The following is a 16,230-nucleotide window of genomic DNA, read 5'->3' as shown; positions in this document are numbered from 1 at the left end:
AAGTTGGCCCATATCCATTTCTGACTCAATAGGGTTTTCCCTATTTCGTCTGGGTTATTTCCCCATCGCACCACAGCCTAGCTAAAATATCACTTTTTTCTTAATAATTTATGTATTTGTTGCTATTTCAATGAGTTAGGGAAAAGCCTTTGGTGCAATAGGGAAAACCCTATTGTTGCAGTCTAAGTGTCGCGGTAGCTTTGGCCTATACAACAGCAAACAGGCGCATCATGAAAACAACCTCTTATATCCGATTACAAAATGTTCAGCAAGGTGCTATCTTTTTATGCAGCTGTTTGCTCTTCATTTCCTGCACGATGAAAACAGATAAAATGGAAACAACCGAAGGACTGGCACTGCCCCAAGGAACCGGATATGCCTTGCTGGTAGGAGCAGCAAGAACTAGCCTTTCGGGCTATAGCAATGTGTTTACCGAAAGCGCACCCTATAATGTAGATGCCCTAGAAAGAATATTGATAAAAAATGACTTCCAAGAGCAGCATATTGCCAAACTGCACTCGCCAAAAGCAGATGTGCTGAAAGCAAATCTCCTGTCGCAGCTCCATAAGCTCACGGAAAACGATCTTTTTGTTTTTTACTTTTTCGGGCATGGCGACCAAGTTCCTGATACCGGAGTTTTAGACGAAACAGGGGACAATAAAGATGAGGTATTGATTACGGCAGACAGGAAGCTGGTTGATGATGAGATATATGAAATACTGACTAGTATCAAGACCAAGGCAAGAGTACTGTTTATTGTAGATGCCTGCAACTCCGGCACCATTTATAAATCGATGCTGAGTTTCAGAAACAAAGGCCAGGCTATTCCAGCTTTCGGATATCTTGAAGCGAAGCAAGATAATGGTATGCAATTAGATTTCTTATACCTAGGAGCTACGCAAGACGGAAGCATCGCTACAGTATACGGTTCTACCAGCCCCTTCACTTCATTGATAGAGTCGGTACTAAAAGACAAATCTTTTGAAGGAAATTATAAAGACTATTTCGGCATCCTAAGCAAAGCCATGTGGGAAGATAAAATTTTTCCAACTTTCGAGACAGGCTACGCTTCGCCCCAATTTTTAGAACAACAACCTTTTAAAATCAATTAATTATGAAAAAAATCACCCCCCTTCTCGCAATTGTAGTATTGTGGAGCTGCTCCACGTTAAGGACATCGCAGCTGAATTCAGGAACAGCATCCAATGCAAATGGATTTTACTATGCCCTGCCGAAAACCATATTGATGGCCTCTTTTGAAATCGAAAAGAAGACTATCGAAGCAGGTAAATACAGCGAATATGCCCCATGCTTTGATATTGAAGTAGAAGAAGCCGCTGGCACTTCCTATAAAATCAAGAATATGGAAATTACCTCTAGGTCTATACTAGATAAGAACAAAGTCTACCAAATGAATATGAGCCGAAATTTTTTGAACAAGAATGACTTCTCCCTTGAATATTCAAAAGAAGGGGAACTGACTTCTTCGGATATAAAAAACGAAAGCCAGATAGTACCGCTGATCAGCACCGTAGTCAATTATGCAACGCTGATTCCGGGGATAGCCGGATTAGGAAGCGAACCTGTAGCATCACTACATAGTCCATGCAATAACCAAGAAGAAAAGAAATACAAGCTGGCCAAGGAAAACTACGATAAGATATTGATTTACCAAAGCATGCTGAAAAAAATTCTGGAGAATTCAGACGGCTCCAATAAAGAAGTAGTGGAGTTCAAGCTTCAAAAAGTCAATCAATTACGAGACGAACTGTTAAGCGATTTTACAGGAAAGATTACCACAAAAAGCGTAAAAATTCAATTTGAGATTGACCCAGAAGATATGGATGATATCGGAAATGGAGCAAGCACCTACAACAAGATCAAGCTCTTTTCTATCGACAAGACCAAAGGAATCAAGATGGCGCCCGAGTTCTCCAATTATGTCACTACCGGATTTGAAAAAGAAGAAATTACGCCAACAGAAACTATCTATATCCAGCTTCATAAAATAGAAAAGGGGATAGGAGAGGTAGTCGCCAGCCATAATAAAAAAGACGATAAAAAAGCATCTTTCTATTATAATATTCCAGCCGAAGCCCGCTTCCAGATACTTAAAGAAACAAAAGACAAAAACACGGTCGAAAAACAAGCAGACCTTATGGTGCCGCAATACGGAATCGTAGCAGCAGGCCCTTCAAACATGAAAAACATGGTTTTTAAATTGCACCCAGGCCTCGGCTCCATCTTGTCCATTTCTGGAACGACTGCTACGGTAGATTTAGAAAAGCTTAATGCTGCTCCTGAAAAAATTTCAGGCATTCTGGACAAGTTTAAAAAAGAAGAACCTGAAGATCCTAAAGACAAGCTGATCAAGCAGCTGGAACAAGACGTCAAGATAAAAGAGCTAAAAGACAAGCTGAATGCTGTTTCTGAATAAATATACCTCTAATGTAAAAACATACCGCAATGAAAAATAGCTTCTCCCTTATCTTTTGCCTTATCGCAATGGCCTCCTATTCTCAGAATACGCTCAATGCAGGCGGATGGTCTACTTCCGGACCGGGATCCTATACGCGTATCACCGCGACCAACAACCTTGACCAAAAAGTATATTCTATACAAAATACCATCCATATGGATGATGCGATTTTGGAATTTGAGATTATAGCAGACGGCGTAACAATACCGACAAAAATATATGAAGGCGGCGTTGTTGCTGTTGAAGGCAAAAGCATCTTTATCCGCCAGACCAAGCCTGGCAAGCAGATCAAGGGCAACTGGAAGACTATTCAGCAGCCCGAAACAGCAGCCACAGTCATACCTTGGGTGGGCTATCCTTCGCTGAACAAAGAAATTCTTGTAGCCAGCCTCAAGACGGAGCAGGAATTTATTATCGAAATCCACGGCAGTCTTGACTGCAACGATGCGGCCTTTCAGGTATTTATTGATAATGTTCCCGTAAAAGACAGCAGCAACAATACGCTTACATTTTGGAACGGGAGCAGTCTTATAGGAAAAGGAAAATTAGTCGTAGTCAAGGTAAGCGGAAGCTGTACCGGCTCCAAGATCATAAGCGGCTATCTTAAGCTTAAGGCATAAAGACAATTCAGACCACTTTTAAAAAAGAAAACGATGAAAAAAATAATACAGGTACTGATACTGCTGGCTGTTTTTTCTGAAAGCGCTGTCGCGCAAGATCTGGCCCAACTGCAGGCAGGCAGTACGACCTTGTCTGCCGCTGCTACGGCTGAGTCATTAGACAATCTGGCATCCTGCTCGTTTGTGCTGCCTTCGCTAGAATATAGGTTTGACGACCATCTAAAGCATGGCGTATTTTTAGGAATCAAAAAGGTAAACGCACAAAAGAATTGCGATTGTTCTTCTACTATGGGCTCGCTATGTTATGCTGCGGGAGCTACTTATAGGGCTGCTGCGGGCTATTATCCTCATACAAAAACGGGCGATATAAGCCTTCATTATGGCTACCGATATTTGTTTCTGTATGGAGAATTGGGAGCCGGATATTCATTCAGTGCGAAAGAAGCTATGCCGGGACAGTTTTTTCACTTCGGGCCTTCCATAGGTTTTGACCTTCTTGCTATCCAAGCCAATGCAGGCTATTCTTTTACCACTGAAAAAATCAATGGAAAATCGGGAGCCTTTATGCTATCCATCGTATTCTCTCCAATAAGTTTGGAGAGAAATAAAGAATACAAAAGATCCGTAAAGACAATCAACAAATCTACTGCTACAGACAGGAAAAGCTTTAGGATGGATAAGGGATAATTACACTTTTATTCTGCATAACAGCATATTGCCTTCATAGTATGTCTATAGTGACTCTATAAAAACTGTACTTTTTATAGAGTCACTATAGACTCATTATAGACTCACTATGGACTCACCTGCAATAAAACCCAAACAAAAGTGCTATCATGACCAGCATTTGTATAGCGCTAAACTATAGTAAGATCAGTATAAAATACCTTGTGTTAAAAAGAAAAAGCTAGAAAGTATATAAGCCAGGCAACAGTCTGGCTTATTTTTTTATGAATAAGAAAGAATATAATTTGCTATTTTTGATTGTCAATCATCAATCCAATCATCATGCGTTATGTTTTAGCTTTTTTTCTTCCTTGGCTCTCTTTGATACTGCAAGGGAAAGTTCTTTCAGGAATACTATGTCTTATTCTGCAGCTTACTATCATCGGATGGATTCCGGCTTTTATCTGGGCCGCTACCGCCTTGAACCGGATGTATGCCGACCGTAGGACAAATAGGGTCATACGTGCCATGAACGGCAACCGTTAAGGAAATTCTTCTCGGTTTGCCAGAGCCCCCGTTGCTTAGTTTGCAAACAGCTAGTTCCCGAATCTCATCTCGAACAAGATATAGTGCTGTATCCCGAATTCTTTGCCCCAGGTTTCGATGTCCTTGCCGCTGCTTTCAACCGCGCACCAGTATTTGTTGCCCTCTTTGTCTTCATACGGCAGTATATACGCAAAAGCATAGAACGGCTTGCCTGATACGATGGGGAAATGGGTGCCGAAATCCCTAAGGCTGTAATCGTCAGAACGCATGCTTTTGTATTCTTTTTGAATCTCGAAACGGTCAAACAAAAACTTTATCTTCAAGGACTTGTCCGATGATTTTTTGGCAATTACCGTGAGATTCAGGCTGTCATTTTCAATTTTTCCGATGTAGGAGTTTGTGGCCGAACTGAAGATCGTATCGGTCTTTTTTACCTTGCCATCCCAAATTTCTTTGGCTACCATATAATATTCCGTGCCCTTTAAAGCAGCTCCCGTAAATTTCGTAGTATAATAATCCATATTGTCAAACCGCATGACATCCGTCAGTGCCTTATTTTTAGAATAGGAATCGCTTTTCATTTTTATAGGAGGCAATGCATTTTCTTGCGCTGTTGCCGTAAAAAAAGGAAAAAAGAACCACAGTCCTGCCCAGCCTAAAGCAGCCGTTTTAATCGCATTTTTTTTCATCACTAAAGTATTAGAGGTTATAGTGCAAAAGTAGGCTGGCGGTAAAGGCGCTGAGGTTAACCGCCCTGAATAAGGGTTAATTAGTGTTAATGAAAATGGCAAGGGCGCTTTTAAAATTTTATCTTTGGCTCGTATGAAGCGAAAGATACTATTGGCGTTTGTCCTGATGTCCTTTTGCGTTGCGGGAATAGCGGCGCTGCAGCTCTATTATAACTATGCGACCTATACCGCAGAGCGCAGGCAGTTTGAAAGAGATTGCAACGAGGCGCTTGAAGAAGCAGTCGACAGTTCTTTTGCCAGGCACCGCCGTATCGTGGTCGGAGAGTTCAAGGCATGGCTTTACGATCCTTCTTTCATCAAGATTACGGCCCGATGGAATCCAGATACCAAGCAGACGGTATTTACGATAAAAGAAACAGAACCTTCGGCCATAGGGCAGAGTCAGTTTAGCATGGGCATCGAAGATTTTAAAGAAAGGCTGGATAGCATTACTCCCAAAGGCAGGAGAGTGCTCGTCAACCACATGGCAAGGCAGGTGGATACTGAACTTAAAAAGGGCTATATATGGTTCTATACGCAAAAATTGGGAGACAGCCTTAACAAGCTATCGTATGACATGCCTCTGGAATTGGGAATCTTAAAGAAAGAATACCAAGCTTCATTGCAGAAAAGAGGCATATCATTATCTTTTGACTTTAATAGAAAACCCGACGGCCAGACCTTTCAGACTAAAAAAGTAAACATTTCCTTGAGAAGGCCGCATAAGCAAAAGCTATTGCAGGCGACTATCGTCAACACCGACCTGTTCTTGCTCCGGCAGCTCAAATGGGTGCTGATAGGCTCGGTGCTGCTTATACTCATTACGCTTTCCTGCTTCTGGTACACCTTGAGGCTGCTGCTCACCCAGCACAAGATCAACACGATAAAAGACGATTTTATCAACAACATGACGCACGAAATCAATACGCCCTTGACCTCGATTGCTATTACTGCCGAAGCGCTAAAAAAGTTCAACCACGATAAGGAAACACAGGAGAATTATATTGAAATCATACGCCACCAAAGCGGCAAGCTCATCTCGCTTACCGATGAGATACTGGCTGCAGCGCGACTCGAAAGTTCTGAAATGGAACTAAAAGATACGATAGCCATCAGCACGCTGCTGCAGGAAATTGTCGCAGGAGCAGAAGGCAGCGCACAAATCTCTATTTCTTATGAAGAGGGTAATAAAGTAAAAGGCAATAAAAAGCACCTGAGTAGGGCAATTGCCAACCTGATCGATAATGCGATAAAATATGCAGGATCAGAAAAGCCAATTATCGAGATACAAAGTTTTGCAGAACACAAACAGCTGACGATCAGGGTTGCCGACAATGGGCCTGGGATTTCCGATGAGCATAAAGAAGCAGTCTTCAGTCCGTTTTACCGCATACCGTCGGGCAACGTGCATGATGTCAAAGGCTATGGTTTGGGACTGAACTATGTCAGGAAAGTAATAGCCGCCCACAAAGGCAGTATCAGCCTGAAAGATAATGTCCCGAACGGAAGCGTATTCACCATCAAATTGCCCTTGTCATGAAGCACACGATCCTTTTGGCAGAAGATGAGCCGTTCTTAGGAAAGGTCATCAAAGACAGTCTGGAAAAGGAGGGCTATGCAGTCGAACTGGCTCCTGACGGAAAAAGGGCATGGGAAATCTACAAGAGCCATGCATTTTCTTTATGCATATTAGACGTGATGATGCCGTACAAAGACGGGTTCTCGCTGGCTTCGCAGATACGGAATGATGATCCGAAAATACCTTTGATGTTCCTTACGGCCAAATCGGATATAAAAGACGTGATGGCAGGTTATGCCAGCGGAGGGAATGATTATCTCAAGAAGCCGTTCAGTCTGGACGAGCTCTTTCTCAGGGTAAAAGAACTGCTCCGAAGGGCAGAACCAGAAAACGAGAAAAGCGACGAGCATCGGATAGGGAGCTATGTCTTTTTGCCGAAAAGACAAGAACTAAAACATAACGGCGAGACCGTAAAGCTTTCTCATAGAGAAGCCCAATTGCTCGTCTTGCTATTGCAGCACAAGAATCAAGTGCTTGACAGGAAATCGGCCTTACTGCTGCTTTGGGGCGACGACACTTTTTTTAATACTCGTACGATGGATGTCTATATAACGAAGCTTCGGAAAAAACTAGAGGGCGACCAAAGCATAGAAATCCTTAATATCAGGGGGTTTGGCTACAAGCTGATTTGTTGATGCAAATACTCAGGAAACAACATAAAATCTTTTGAAAAGAAGCTAACTTTGCAAAGCTAAAATTGCACGATATGGATACGAAAATGCCCGCCCGCATACCTGCTTCTAGTCTCGACTACCTCAAAATGCTCAAAAAGAATAACGATAGGGACTGGTTTAACGAGAACAAAGACCGCTACCTAAAAGAATACGACAGCCTAGAACATTTTGCCGATGCCCTGCTGCAGGAGCTCCGCAGCCATGATGTTATCGAGACTGCATCGGGCAAAAAAAGCCTGCACCGTATTTATAGGGATACGCGATTTTCTAAAGACAAGACGCCGTATAAGACCAATTGGAGCGGCGGCTATAAAAGAGCTACCGCACTCCGTAGGGGAGGCTATTATTTTCATATCGAGCCGGGCAACAGTTTTATTGCTGGAGGTTTTTGGGCTCCCAATACAGAAGACATAAAACGCATCCGCGAAGACATCAGTTCCGACCCCGATACGCTTCGGAAAATTATAGAGAGCAAGACCTTTAAAGCAACTTTTGGGTCATTGCAGGGCGAACAGCTCAAGACGACGCCCAAAGGTTTTAATGCTGCCGATAGCGCGATAGACTTATTACGTTACAAGCAGTTCCTACTCGTCAAGAGATTTACAGATGATGAGGTGCTGAGTCCTTCTTTTTTGAAAGAGGCCGACCAGACGTTCAAGAACATGCGTCCGTTTTTTGATTACATGAGCGAAGTGCTGACAACCGATGCCAATGGCGAGCCGCTTTATAGTAGCTAACTTGCAATAAGATTTTATGATTTCTTTTTCTGTAACGCTAAAAAATAATTGGCTTTATACGCAAGACAGTATCCTGTGCATAAAGCCAATTATTTATTTAGGGTTTGCTTTTAAAGCGTTGCCATGTCGATAACAAAACGGTAGCGTACATCGCCTTTCAGCATCCTGTCATACGCATTCTGTATGTCTTTGATATCGATCATCTCGATTTCAGATACGATACCATGCTCGGCGCAATAGTCCAGCATTTCTTGAGTTTCGGCTATGCCTCCGATTCCAGATCCTGCCAAACTCTTTCTGCCTCCTAACAAGCTGAACGCTGCTACTGGAGAAGGTTTTGAAGGAACGCCTACGCAGATATGGGTACCGTCTGTCTTCAATAAAGAAAGATAGAGGTTGAGGTCATGTTCTGCCGAAACGGTATCGAGTATGAAATCAAAAGAGTTTCGGGCTGCTGCCAGCTGTGCTTCGTCGGTTGTTACGACAAAATTATGGGCGCCCAATTTTCGCGCATCTTCTTCTTTGCTAGGCGAAGTGCTCAATACGGTCACTTCGGCACCAAACGATACTCCAAACTTCACCGCCATATGGCCTAGTCCGCCCAATCCTAATACAGCTAATTTGTGTCCTTTTCCTACTTTCCAATGTCTAAGAGGCGAGTAGGTAGTGATTCCGGCACACAATAGGGGAGCGACAGCCGCAAGGTTTAATTTGTCTGAAACATGAAGCACGAAGTCTTCGTTTACGACTATGGTATTGGAGTAGCCACCATACGTTGGGGTCTTTCCGTCTTGTTCCAAGCCATTATAGGTCTGCGAGTTACCTTTCAGGCAGTATTGCTCTAAATCTTTCTGGCAGTTTTCACATTCGCGGCAAGAGTCTACCATACATCCCGTTCCGGCTATATCGCCTACCTTGAATTTCTTGACATGCTCGCCTACTTTGACTACGCGTCCTATGATTTCATGTCCGGGAACCATCGGAAAGATTCCAGGAAACCAGTCGTCTTTGATCTGGTGTAAGTCGGAGTGGCAGACACCGCAATATTGGATGTCGAACTGTACGTCGTGAGGTCCTACTTCGCGTCTTTCAAAGGTCCATGGCGCTAAAGGACTTTGATTGTCCTGTGCAGCGTATGATTTTGTTGTTATCATTTTTGTTGTGTTTTAAGGGATTAGAATTCGTAACTACTAAGGTAGGGAAAAAAGCAATTGATTTTGTTAAGCTATTTTTAGCTTTTCTACAGGCGTAAAAAAAAACCGCCCATGCAAGATGCACAGGCGGTTTCGGGGAACTATATTCACTTTAACCTAACTAATTATTCTCTCATCAAGCGTTTTACTTGAGTTCCTTGAGCAGTTGTTATCTTAACCAGATAAACTCCAGAAGGGAATCTTTCCATGTTGAACTGACGGCTTGAATGTGCAGTCTTGTTCGTATCAGAAAGGATCAATTGTCCAGTGATAGAATATACTTCTATTTTTTCTGCTGTTACATCTCTAGAGAATTCAACAGTCACGATTCCGTTTGTAGGGTTTGGATACAATCTCATTTTGATATCTCCAAATTCAGGAACAGAAAGACCGCAGAAATTGCTAGGGTCTGTAATAGTTACAGTAGCAGTACCTGTTGCGACATTACCGCTGTTGTCAGTTACTGTCAATGTTACGGTATTCGCCCCAACATTACTACAGTTGAAAGTGCTAGGTGAAACAGTCACGCTTGCTATGCCGCAATTGTCTGTACTTCCGTTGTTAACCTGAGCCGCAGTGATTGTAGCAGCTCCAGCCGTAAGCGGTACGGTAATATTGCTTGTAACAACAGTCGGTGGTGTTGTGTCGGCAACCGTAGTAATTGTAAAGCTTTGCGTAGTCATACAAGAGTTAGCGTCGGTAACAGTTACTGTATAGGTTCCTGCTGCCAATCCTGTAGCCGTAGCTCCAGTGCCTCCAGACGGAGCCCATGAGAACGTGTAAGAACCTGTTCCTCCAGATACTCCTACTGATGCAGATCCATTAGAACCTCCAGTACAGCTTACGTTAGTCTGTGATGGAACGATAGCAATTGCAGATGGTGCTGTAATAGTAACCGTTCTTGTAATCTGACACAAATTAGCATCTTTTATAGTTACTGTATACGTTCCTGCGGCCAGTCCTGAAGCCGTAGCCGCAGTACCTCCTGATGGAGCCCATACATACGTATAAGCACCTGTTCCACCTGTTACTGTAACAGAAGCCGATCCGTTAGCACCACCATTGCAGCTTACGTTAGTCTGAGTCGTCGTAGCCGCAAGAGCAGCAGGCTCAGTCAACGTAACTGTTCTTGTAATCTGACATGTGTTAGCGTCAGTTATAGTTACAGTATAAGTACCAGCTGAAAGTCCTGAAGCCGTAGCTGCAGTACCTCCTGATGGAGCCCAAGCATAAGTATATGCACCTGTTCCTCCTGTTACTGTTACAGAAGCACTACCGTTAGCACCTCCATTACAGAGCAAGTTGATCTGTGATGTGGTAGCTGCAAGAGCAGCAGGCTCAGTCAAAGTAACCGTTCTTGTAATCTGACACAAATTAGCATCAGTAATAGTAACTGTGTATGTTCCAGCAGCCAATCCTGAAGCAGTCGCTGCAGTACCTCCCGAAGGAGCCCATGAATACGTATAAGCACCTGTTCCTCCAGTTACTGCTACTGATGCAGTACCGTTAGCACCGCCATTGCAGCTTACGTTAGTCTGAGATGTTGCAGCCGTAAGGACAGCAGGCTCAGTTACCGTAACTGTTCTTGTAATCTGGCAAGTATTAGCGTCAGTAATAGTTACTGTGTATGTTCCAGCAGATAGTCCAGAAGCCGTAGCTCCAGTACCTCCTGAAGGTGCCCATGAATACGTATAAGCGCCTGTTCCGCCTGTTACTGTTACAGAAGCAGTTCCGTTAGTGCCGCCGTTGCAGCTTACGTTAGTCTGAGATGTTGTAGCCGTAAGGACAACAGGCTCAGTTACCGTAACTGTTCTTGTAATCTGGCAAGTATTAGCGTCAGTAATAGTTACTGTGTATGTTCCAGCACTCAGTCCAGAAGCCGTAGCTCCAGTACCTCCTGAAGGTGCCCATGAATACGTATAAGCGCCTGTTCCTCCCGTTGCTGTAACAGAAGCAGTTCCGTTAGCACCGCCGTTGCAGCTTACGTTAGTCTGAGATGTTGTAGCGGTAAGAGCCGCAGGCTGGTTGACTGTAACGGTTCTTGTAATCTGGCAACCATTGAAATCGGTTACAGTTACGGTATAGGTTCCAGAAGCCAATCCTGAAGCAGTAGCATTCGTTCCTCCAGATGGAGCCCATGAATAGCTATAAGGCGTTGTTCCTCCAGTAGCCGATACGGTTGCTGTTCCGTTAGCACCGCCATTGCAGCTTACGTCTGTTTTTGATATAGTACCTCCCAATGCAGCCGCTGGCTGGTTGACTGTAACGGTTCTTGTAATTTGGCAAGCATTAGCATCTGTTACCGTTACTGTATATGTTCCTGCTGCTAGTCCTGTAGCAGTAGCTGCAGTTCCTCCAGATGGAGCCCAAGAATAAGTATAAGAAGGGGTACCTCCAGTTACGGCTACAGTTGCCGTACCGTTAGCACCGCCATTGCAGCTTACGTCAGTTTTTGAAGCCGTTCCTGCCAAAGCAGCCGCTGGTTGGTTGACTGTAACGGTTCTTGTGATCTGGCAAGCATTAGCGTCTGTTACCGTTACTGTATATGTTCCTGCAGCCAGTCCTGTAGCAGTAGCTGCAGTTCCTCCAGATGGAGCCCAAGAATAAGTATAAGAAGGTGTACCTCCAGTTACGGCTACAGTTGCCGTACCGTTATTTCCACCATTGCAGCTTACGTCAGTTTTTGAAGCCGTTCCAGCCAAAGCAGTAGGCTGGTTGATGGTAAAGCTTCGAGTAGCCTGGCATGCATTATTATCGGTTACAGTCACCGTATAGGTTCCTGCTGCCAATCCTGTTGCCGTAGCATTGGTTCCTCCAGACGGAGCCCAAGAATAAGTATACGGAGGCGTACCGCCAGTTGGCGCTACTGTAGCTGTTCCGTTAGCACCGCCGTTGCAGCTTACGTCGGTTTTGCCACCGCCTGTTGCAGCTGATAAGGCTGTTGCTGGCTGGTTGACTGTTACCGTTCTTGTAATCTGACATCCGTTGAAATCCGTAACGGTCACAGTATAGGTTCCTGATGCCAGACCTGTTGCAGAGGCATTAGTTCCTCCTGAAGGCGACCATGAGTAAGAATATGGAGTTGTTCCTCCAGTCACGACTACAGTTGCTGTTCCGTTAGACCCGCCGTTGCAGCTTATGTCTGTTTTAGAAATCGTTCCACCAAGTGCAGCCGCTGGCTGGTTGATAGTAGTAGTTCTTGTAATCTGGCAGCCATTGAAATCGGTTACCGTTACGGTATAGGTTCCTGCTGTAAGGCCAGTAGCCATAGCATTAGTTCCTCCAGAAGGCGACCATGAGTAAGAGTATGGGGTTGTTCCTCCAGTCACGGCTACAGATGCTGTTCCATTAGAACCGCCGTTGCAGCTTATGTCTGTTTTAGTAATTATTCCGCCAAGTGCAGTTGCTGGCTGATTGACAGTCACAGTTCTTGTAATCTGGCAACCATTGAAATCAGTTACAGTTACGGTATAAGTTCCTGCTGCCAATCCTGTTGCGGTAGCATTAGTTCCTCCAGATGGAGCCCATGAGTAAGAATATGGAGTTGTTCCTCCGGTCACAGATACTGTTGCCGTTCCGTTAGAACCGCCGTTGCAGCTTACGTCTGTTTTAGTAGCCGTTCCGCCTAGTGCGGCCGCCGACACGTTACTTACCGTTGGAGAAACTGTACCAGTACAACCATTGGCATCCGTAATGGTTACCGTATAGGTTCCTGCTGCCAATCCGGTGCGGTCTTCGGTAGTAATACCGCCGCCCCAGTTAAAGGTATAAGGACCTACACCTCCAGTTGGTGTCAGGTTGATAGCTCCAGTAGAGTTACCAAAACAAGCAATATTGGTCACTACAGTAACTGCAGATACAGCTGCTGCTGGTTGGGTTACCACAATGCCAGAAACGGTACCTGTACAGCCGTTAGCATCAGTAATGGTTACCGAATAGGTTCCTGCTGTCAATGTAGTACGGTCTTCGGTAGTGACACCGCCGCCCCAGTTAAAAGTATAAGGGCCTACTCCGCCTGTTGGCGTAAGGTTGATAGCACCTGTATTGCCTCCAAAACAAGCTACGTTGGTTACTACTACAGTTCCAGATACGGCTGCTGCTGGCTGGCCTACTGTAATACCAGAAACGGTACCAGTACAGCCGTTGGCGTCAGTAATGGTTACTGAGTAGGTACCTGCCGTCAACAATACACGGTCTTCGGTAGTAGCACCGCCAACCCAGTTAAAGGTATAAGGGCCTACACCGCCTGTTGGCGTAAGGTTGATAGCGCCTGTATTGCCTCCAAAGCAAGCAACGTTGGTTACTACTGTAGTTCCAGATATTGCTGCTGCCGGCTGGCCTACTGCAATGTTGCTAATTGTATGTGTACAAGCATTAGCATCAGTAATAGTTACTGAATAAGTTCCTGCTGCTAGTCCTGTACGGTCTTCTGTAGTAGCACCACCAACCCAGCTAAATGTATAAGGTGGTGTACCGCCTGATGGTGTCAGGTTGATTGCACCAGTACTGTTGCCAAAGCAGGCAATATTCGTTACTACTGTACTTCCATTTAATGCAGATGGTTGTAAAACACTAAAGGTTCTTGTAGCCGTACATCCGATATTATCGGTTACAGTTACAGTATAAGCTCCTGCACTTAATCCTGTAGCTGTAGCATTCGTCCCTCCTGATGGAGACCATGAATACGTATATGGAGGTGTTCCTCCTGTTGGAGCTACAGTAGCCGTACCGTTAGTTCCACCATTACAGCTTGTATTTGTTACTCCTCCTCCGGTAGTTAATACAATAGCTGGATTTACAGTTATTGTTATCGTGGCACATGATCCTGGAGTCACACAGCCGCCTTCTCCACGAACATAGTAAGTGGTTGTTGCAGATGGAGTTACTGTGAAAGATCCTGTAGCGGTGCTGGTAACCAACGTTCCGCCGCATGATCCAGAGTAGATACGCCAAGTAGTAGCGCTGTTTAGCGCTCCTGTAATGTTGATTGTCTTGCTTGCTCCATTACAAATTGTAGTTGTTCCTGAAGCTACAGCCAATGTAGGTCCCGTAGGGTTCGTACAGTTGATGCATGTTACAGATCTCGCTGGATAATTTCCAGGTTGTATAGGATAACTTGTGGTATTTGTAGCATCATGAATCCAGTTTGCAGGATTGTTGATTGCAGCACGAAGTGCAATTGAAGTTCCTGTTAAAGTACCATTGTATTTTGCATTTGCATATTCAGGACCAGGTGCCGGAAATAATGAAATACAATTTGTCCCATTTGTTAGTCCAGTAGGCAAGGCAGAGTCTGAAGTAGCCCATGTCGTACTGTTCGGGGAAATAGGATTCCATGTTGTAATTGGATCATACTTTGAAGAATTATAATCTCCGTGAACACCAGAAATAAATATAGGCGAAGCTGGTGCTACGCCTGAAGTAGATTGGTAGGCAAGGATTTGGTCTCCAGCAGAGAGGTTAAAGCTGCTTCCTTGGGCGAAAGTCATGCTTCCGCCTCCAGTTACAGTTAGTACATCTGGTGCTGTTTCTACGAGAGTAATGACTGTTCCGCAAGTAATTCCTGCTGGAATGACATAGGCAAGATGCGGTTCGTTAAGTGTGTTCATCCACATATTTCCATCCCATCCCTGTTCTGTGAAATACAATGTTTGCCCCGCAGGGAGATCATTTAATGCAATAAATGCAAAGCCCTCCGGGGAGCTGGTATTATAGCCTATAAAGGCTATGTCGCCTGCTGCCATTGTCTGCGCTTCCGATTTTACTCCGCTCAGGAGGCAAATCATGAAAAACAGACAGGCTTTAAAAAAAGTAATTTTTGTTTTCATATGGTTAATTTAAGGTTTAATGACATAAATAAGCGTTATGCCAGCCGCCAGCCGCTACCGGCGTGCTGTCTGACATGATTTTTTGGATAAATTCTCCGTTGTTTTTCAAGACGGCTTCGACCTGTGTTTCGTCTTCTGTCATCTTGAAAATATAGTGGTCAAAACGGGTCCTGTTCGTATCTGGATGAAACTCCATTTTCCCTCTTGGGCCTTCAGGAGCGTCTTCCATTCTTTCTATCAGCCTATCCAAAGCAGGAATGCTATCGGCGTCTCTAAGCAGCGACTCGATTATGAGTCCTGATTCGTATCCGAGCATGCTAAAAACGCTTGGTTTTTCATGGAGTATGGCCTTGTATTTTTCTATGAACAGGGTGTTTTTCTTGTTTTTAAGATTTTCTGACCAAGGAGCTACAACCAAAATATCGCCTTCAAAAGCGTCTTTATATTCTTGCCTTATCTTGTCGCTTATCGAAAATGAGGTAAAATAGAAAGGGTAGCTTTGCGCCAGCTTGTTTTTTATAAGATAGGAAGCGTGTTCTTCAGCATAGATGCCGCTGTGAAACGCAAAAATGGCTTCTGGTTTTAAAGGAGCCAACGTTTCTTGCATGCAGTCTGCTTCATTTTCTCTTGGATTCAGGGGAGTGATGTAATGTCCTGAAAATTCTGAATTGTTTTGATACAGTCCGATCTCTACGGCTTGATTGATGCCATAACCAGAATCATAGTAAGAAGAAGAGGTTGCGATGTTCTTGTAGTTCTGGGCTAAGTACTGTCCCAAATAATAAGAAGACTCCGCTATACCAAATGAATTGATGTATATGCCTCGTTTCTTTTGTACGGGATATGGCAGATTAGAACCGATGTCCGTGGCTAACAGAAAAAGGTCATGGCTAGAGGCATATTCATATACGCTAGCAATGTTGCGATGGCCAAAGAAACCGACAAAAAAAATGATATCTTCTTGAAAAGAAAGTTTTTGCATCTTGTCAATAATCATCTTTTCGTCTGCTCCAATGCCTATGCTTTCAACATAAAATTTAACATTTAGGCCATTCAGCTTAATACCGCGCATAAAATCGCGGTCAAGGAAAGGGTATTGCTTTGATTGGGGCAGCAACATTCCGATTTTTAGTTCAGAAATCATAATTGTAAAATAAAGGGGGATCTGACTCCCCCATTA

General features: G+C 44.1%; 12 protein-coding genes. 8 read left to right on the top strand and 4 right to left on the bottom strand.

The window, feature by feature from the left end; genetic code table 11:
- Window positions 1–230: 230 nt before the first annotated feature.
- The 5 genes from GGR22_RS14420 (at window position 231) to GGR22_RS14400 (ending at window position 4,311) form a co-directional block, all read left to right on the top strand.
- Entirely contained in the window at window positions 231–1,112 is an 882-nt protein-coding gene (locus tag GGR22_RS14420; protein WP_182494223.1) for a caspase family protein, read from the top strand.
- A 2-nt stretch (window positions 1,113–1,114) separates the two neighbouring features.
- Entirely contained in the window at window positions 1,115–2,437 is a 1,323-nt protein-coding gene (locus GGR22_RS14415) for a DUF4831 family protein (RefSeq protein WP_182494222.1), read from the top strand.
- 29 nt (window positions 2,438–2,466) lie between these two features.
- Complete coding sequence (locus GGR22_RS14410; protein ID WP_147406626.1) at window positions 2,467–3,099, top strand: hypothetical protein; 633 nt, start codon at window positions 2,467–2,469, stop codon at window positions 3,097–3,099.
- 33 nt (window positions 3,100–3,132) lie between these two features.
- On the top strand, window positions 3,133–3,786 hold the full coding sequence (locus GGR22_RS14405) for a hypothetical protein (protein WP_182494221.1): 654 nt from the start codon (window positions 3,133–3,135) through the stop codon (window positions 3,784–3,786).
- 297 nt (window positions 3,787–4,083) lie between these two features.
- Window positions 4,084–4,311, top strand: coding sequence for a YqaE/Pmp3 family membrane protein (locus GGR22_RS14400; protein ID WP_317125119.1), 228 nt, complete (start codon window positions 4,084–4,086; stop codon window positions 4,309–4,311).
- 50 nt (window positions 4,312–4,361) lie between these two features.
- Here the strand turns inward: GGR22_RS14400 and GGR22_RS14395 are convergent, their stop codons facing one another.
- Window positions 4,362–5,000 (bottom strand): hypothetical protein, encoded by a 639-nt coding sequence (locus GGR22_RS14395; protein WP_182494220.1) that lies wholly within the window; start codon window positions 4,998–5,000, stop codon window positions 4,362–4,364.
- A gap of 133 nt (window positions 5,001–5,133) precedes the next feature.
- On the opposite strand from GGR22_RS14395, the gene GGR22_RS14390 reads away from it, so the two are divergent.
- The 3 genes from GGR22_RS14390 to GGR22_RS14380 all read left to right on the top strand — a co-directional run bounded on the left by GGR22_RS14390 (window position 5,134) and on the right by GGR22_RS14380 (window position 8,029).
- Complete coding sequence (locus GGR22_RS14390) at window positions 5,134–6,579, top strand: sensor histidine kinase (RefSeq protein ID WP_182494219.1); 1,446 nt, start codon at window positions 5,134–5,136, stop codon at window positions 6,577–6,579.
- Window positions 6,576–7,253 carry a response regulator transcription factor gene (locus GGR22_RS14385; RefSeq protein ID WP_121376870.1) on the top strand — a complete coding sequence of 226 codons (678 nt, stop codon included), beginning with the start codon at window positions 6,576–6,578 and terminating at the stop codon, window positions 7,251–7,253. The genes GGR22_RS14390 and GGR22_RS14385 overlap by 4 nt, the downstream gene beginning before the upstream one ends.
- A 71-nt stretch (window positions 7,254–7,324) precedes the next feature.
- Window positions 7,325–8,029: a DUF2461 domain-containing protein gene (locus GGR22_RS14380; RefSeq protein WP_182494218.1), complete on the top strand. Its 705-nt coding sequence runs from the start codon at window positions 7,325–7,327 to the stop codon at window positions 8,027–8,029.
- Window positions 8,030–8,139: 110 nt separating this feature from the next.
- Here GGR22_RS14380 and GGR22_RS14375 read toward each other — a convergent pair whose 3' ends face one another.
- The 3 genes from GGR22_RS14375 to GGR22_RS14365 form a co-directional block, all read right to left on the bottom strand.
- A complete protein-coding gene (locus tag GGR22_RS14375) occupies window positions 8,140–9,183 on the bottom strand; it encodes an NAD(P)-dependent alcohol dehydrogenase (RefSeq protein ID WP_182494217.1) in 1,044 nt (347 codons plus the stop codon).
- A 164-nt stretch (window positions 9,184–9,347) separates the two neighbouring features.
- A complete protein-coding gene (locus GGR22_RS14370; RefSeq protein WP_182494216.1) occupies window positions 9,348–15,050 on the bottom strand; it encodes a T9SS type A sorting domain-containing protein in 5,703 nt (1,900 codons plus the stop codon).
- 16 nt (window positions 15,051–15,066) lie between these two features.
- Window positions 15,067–16,194 carry an ABC transporter substrate-binding protein gene (locus tag GGR22_RS14365; RefSeq protein ID WP_182494215.1) on the bottom strand — a complete coding sequence of 376 codons (1,128 nt, stop codon included), beginning with the start codon at window positions 16,192–16,194 and terminating at the stop codon, window positions 15,067–15,069.
- Window positions 16,195–16,230 lie beyond the last annotated feature (36 nt).

The organism is Flavobacterium gossypii (genome assembly GCF_014138495.1).
Taxonomy (GTDB): domain Bacteria; phylum Bacteroidota; class Bacteroidia; order Flavobacteriales; family Flavobacteriaceae; genus Flavobacterium; species Flavobacterium endophyticum.
This window is presented reverse-complemented; position numbering and strand designations above follow the sequence as displayed.

Bases quoted from the DNA above. Each gene is read 5' to 3' on its own strand.
- GGR22_RS14370 (WP_182494216.1), bottom strand. From the start codon at position 15,050: ATGAAAACAAAAATTACTTTTTTTAAAGCCTGTCTGTTTTTCATGATT.
- GGR22_RS14390 (WP_182494219.1), top strand. From the start codon at position 5,134: ATGAAGCGAAAGATACTATTGGCGTTTGTCCTGATGTCCTTTTGCGTT.
- GGR22_RS14405 (WP_182494221.1), top strand. From the start codon at position 3,133: ATGAAAAAAATAATACAGGTACTGATACTGCTGGCTGTTTTTTCTGAA.
- GGR22_RS14395 (WP_182494220.1), bottom strand. From the start codon at position 5,000: ATGAAAAAAAATGCGATTAAAACGGCTGCTTTAGGCTGGGCAGGACTG.
- GGR22_RS14365 (WP_182494215.1), bottom strand. From the start codon at position 16,194: ATGATTTCTGAACTAAAAATCGGAATGTTGCTGCCCCAATCAAAGCAA.
- GGR22_RS14410 (WP_147406626.1), top strand. From the start codon at position 2,467: ATGAAAAATAGCTTCTCCCTTATCTTTTGCCTTATCGCAATGGCCTCC.
- GGR22_RS14375 (WP_182494217.1), bottom strand. From the start codon at position 9,183: ATGATAACAACAAAATCATACGCTGCACAGGACAATCAAAGTCCTTTA.
- GGR22_RS14380 (WP_182494218.1), top strand. From the start codon at position 7,325: ATGGATACGAAAATGCCCGCCCGCATACCTGCTTCTAGTCTCGACTAC.
- GGR22_RS14415 (WP_182494222.1), top strand. From the start codon at position 1,115: ATGAAAAAAATCACCCCCCTTCTCGCAATTGTAGTATTGTGGAGCTGC.
- GGR22_RS14385 (WP_121376870.1), top strand. From the start codon at position 6,576: ATGAAGCACACGATCCTTTTGGCAGAAGATGAGCCGTTCTTAGGAAAG.
- GGR22_RS14420 (WP_182494223.1), top strand. From the start codon at position 231: ATGAAAACAACCTCTTATATCCGATTACAAAATGTTCAGCAAGGTGCT.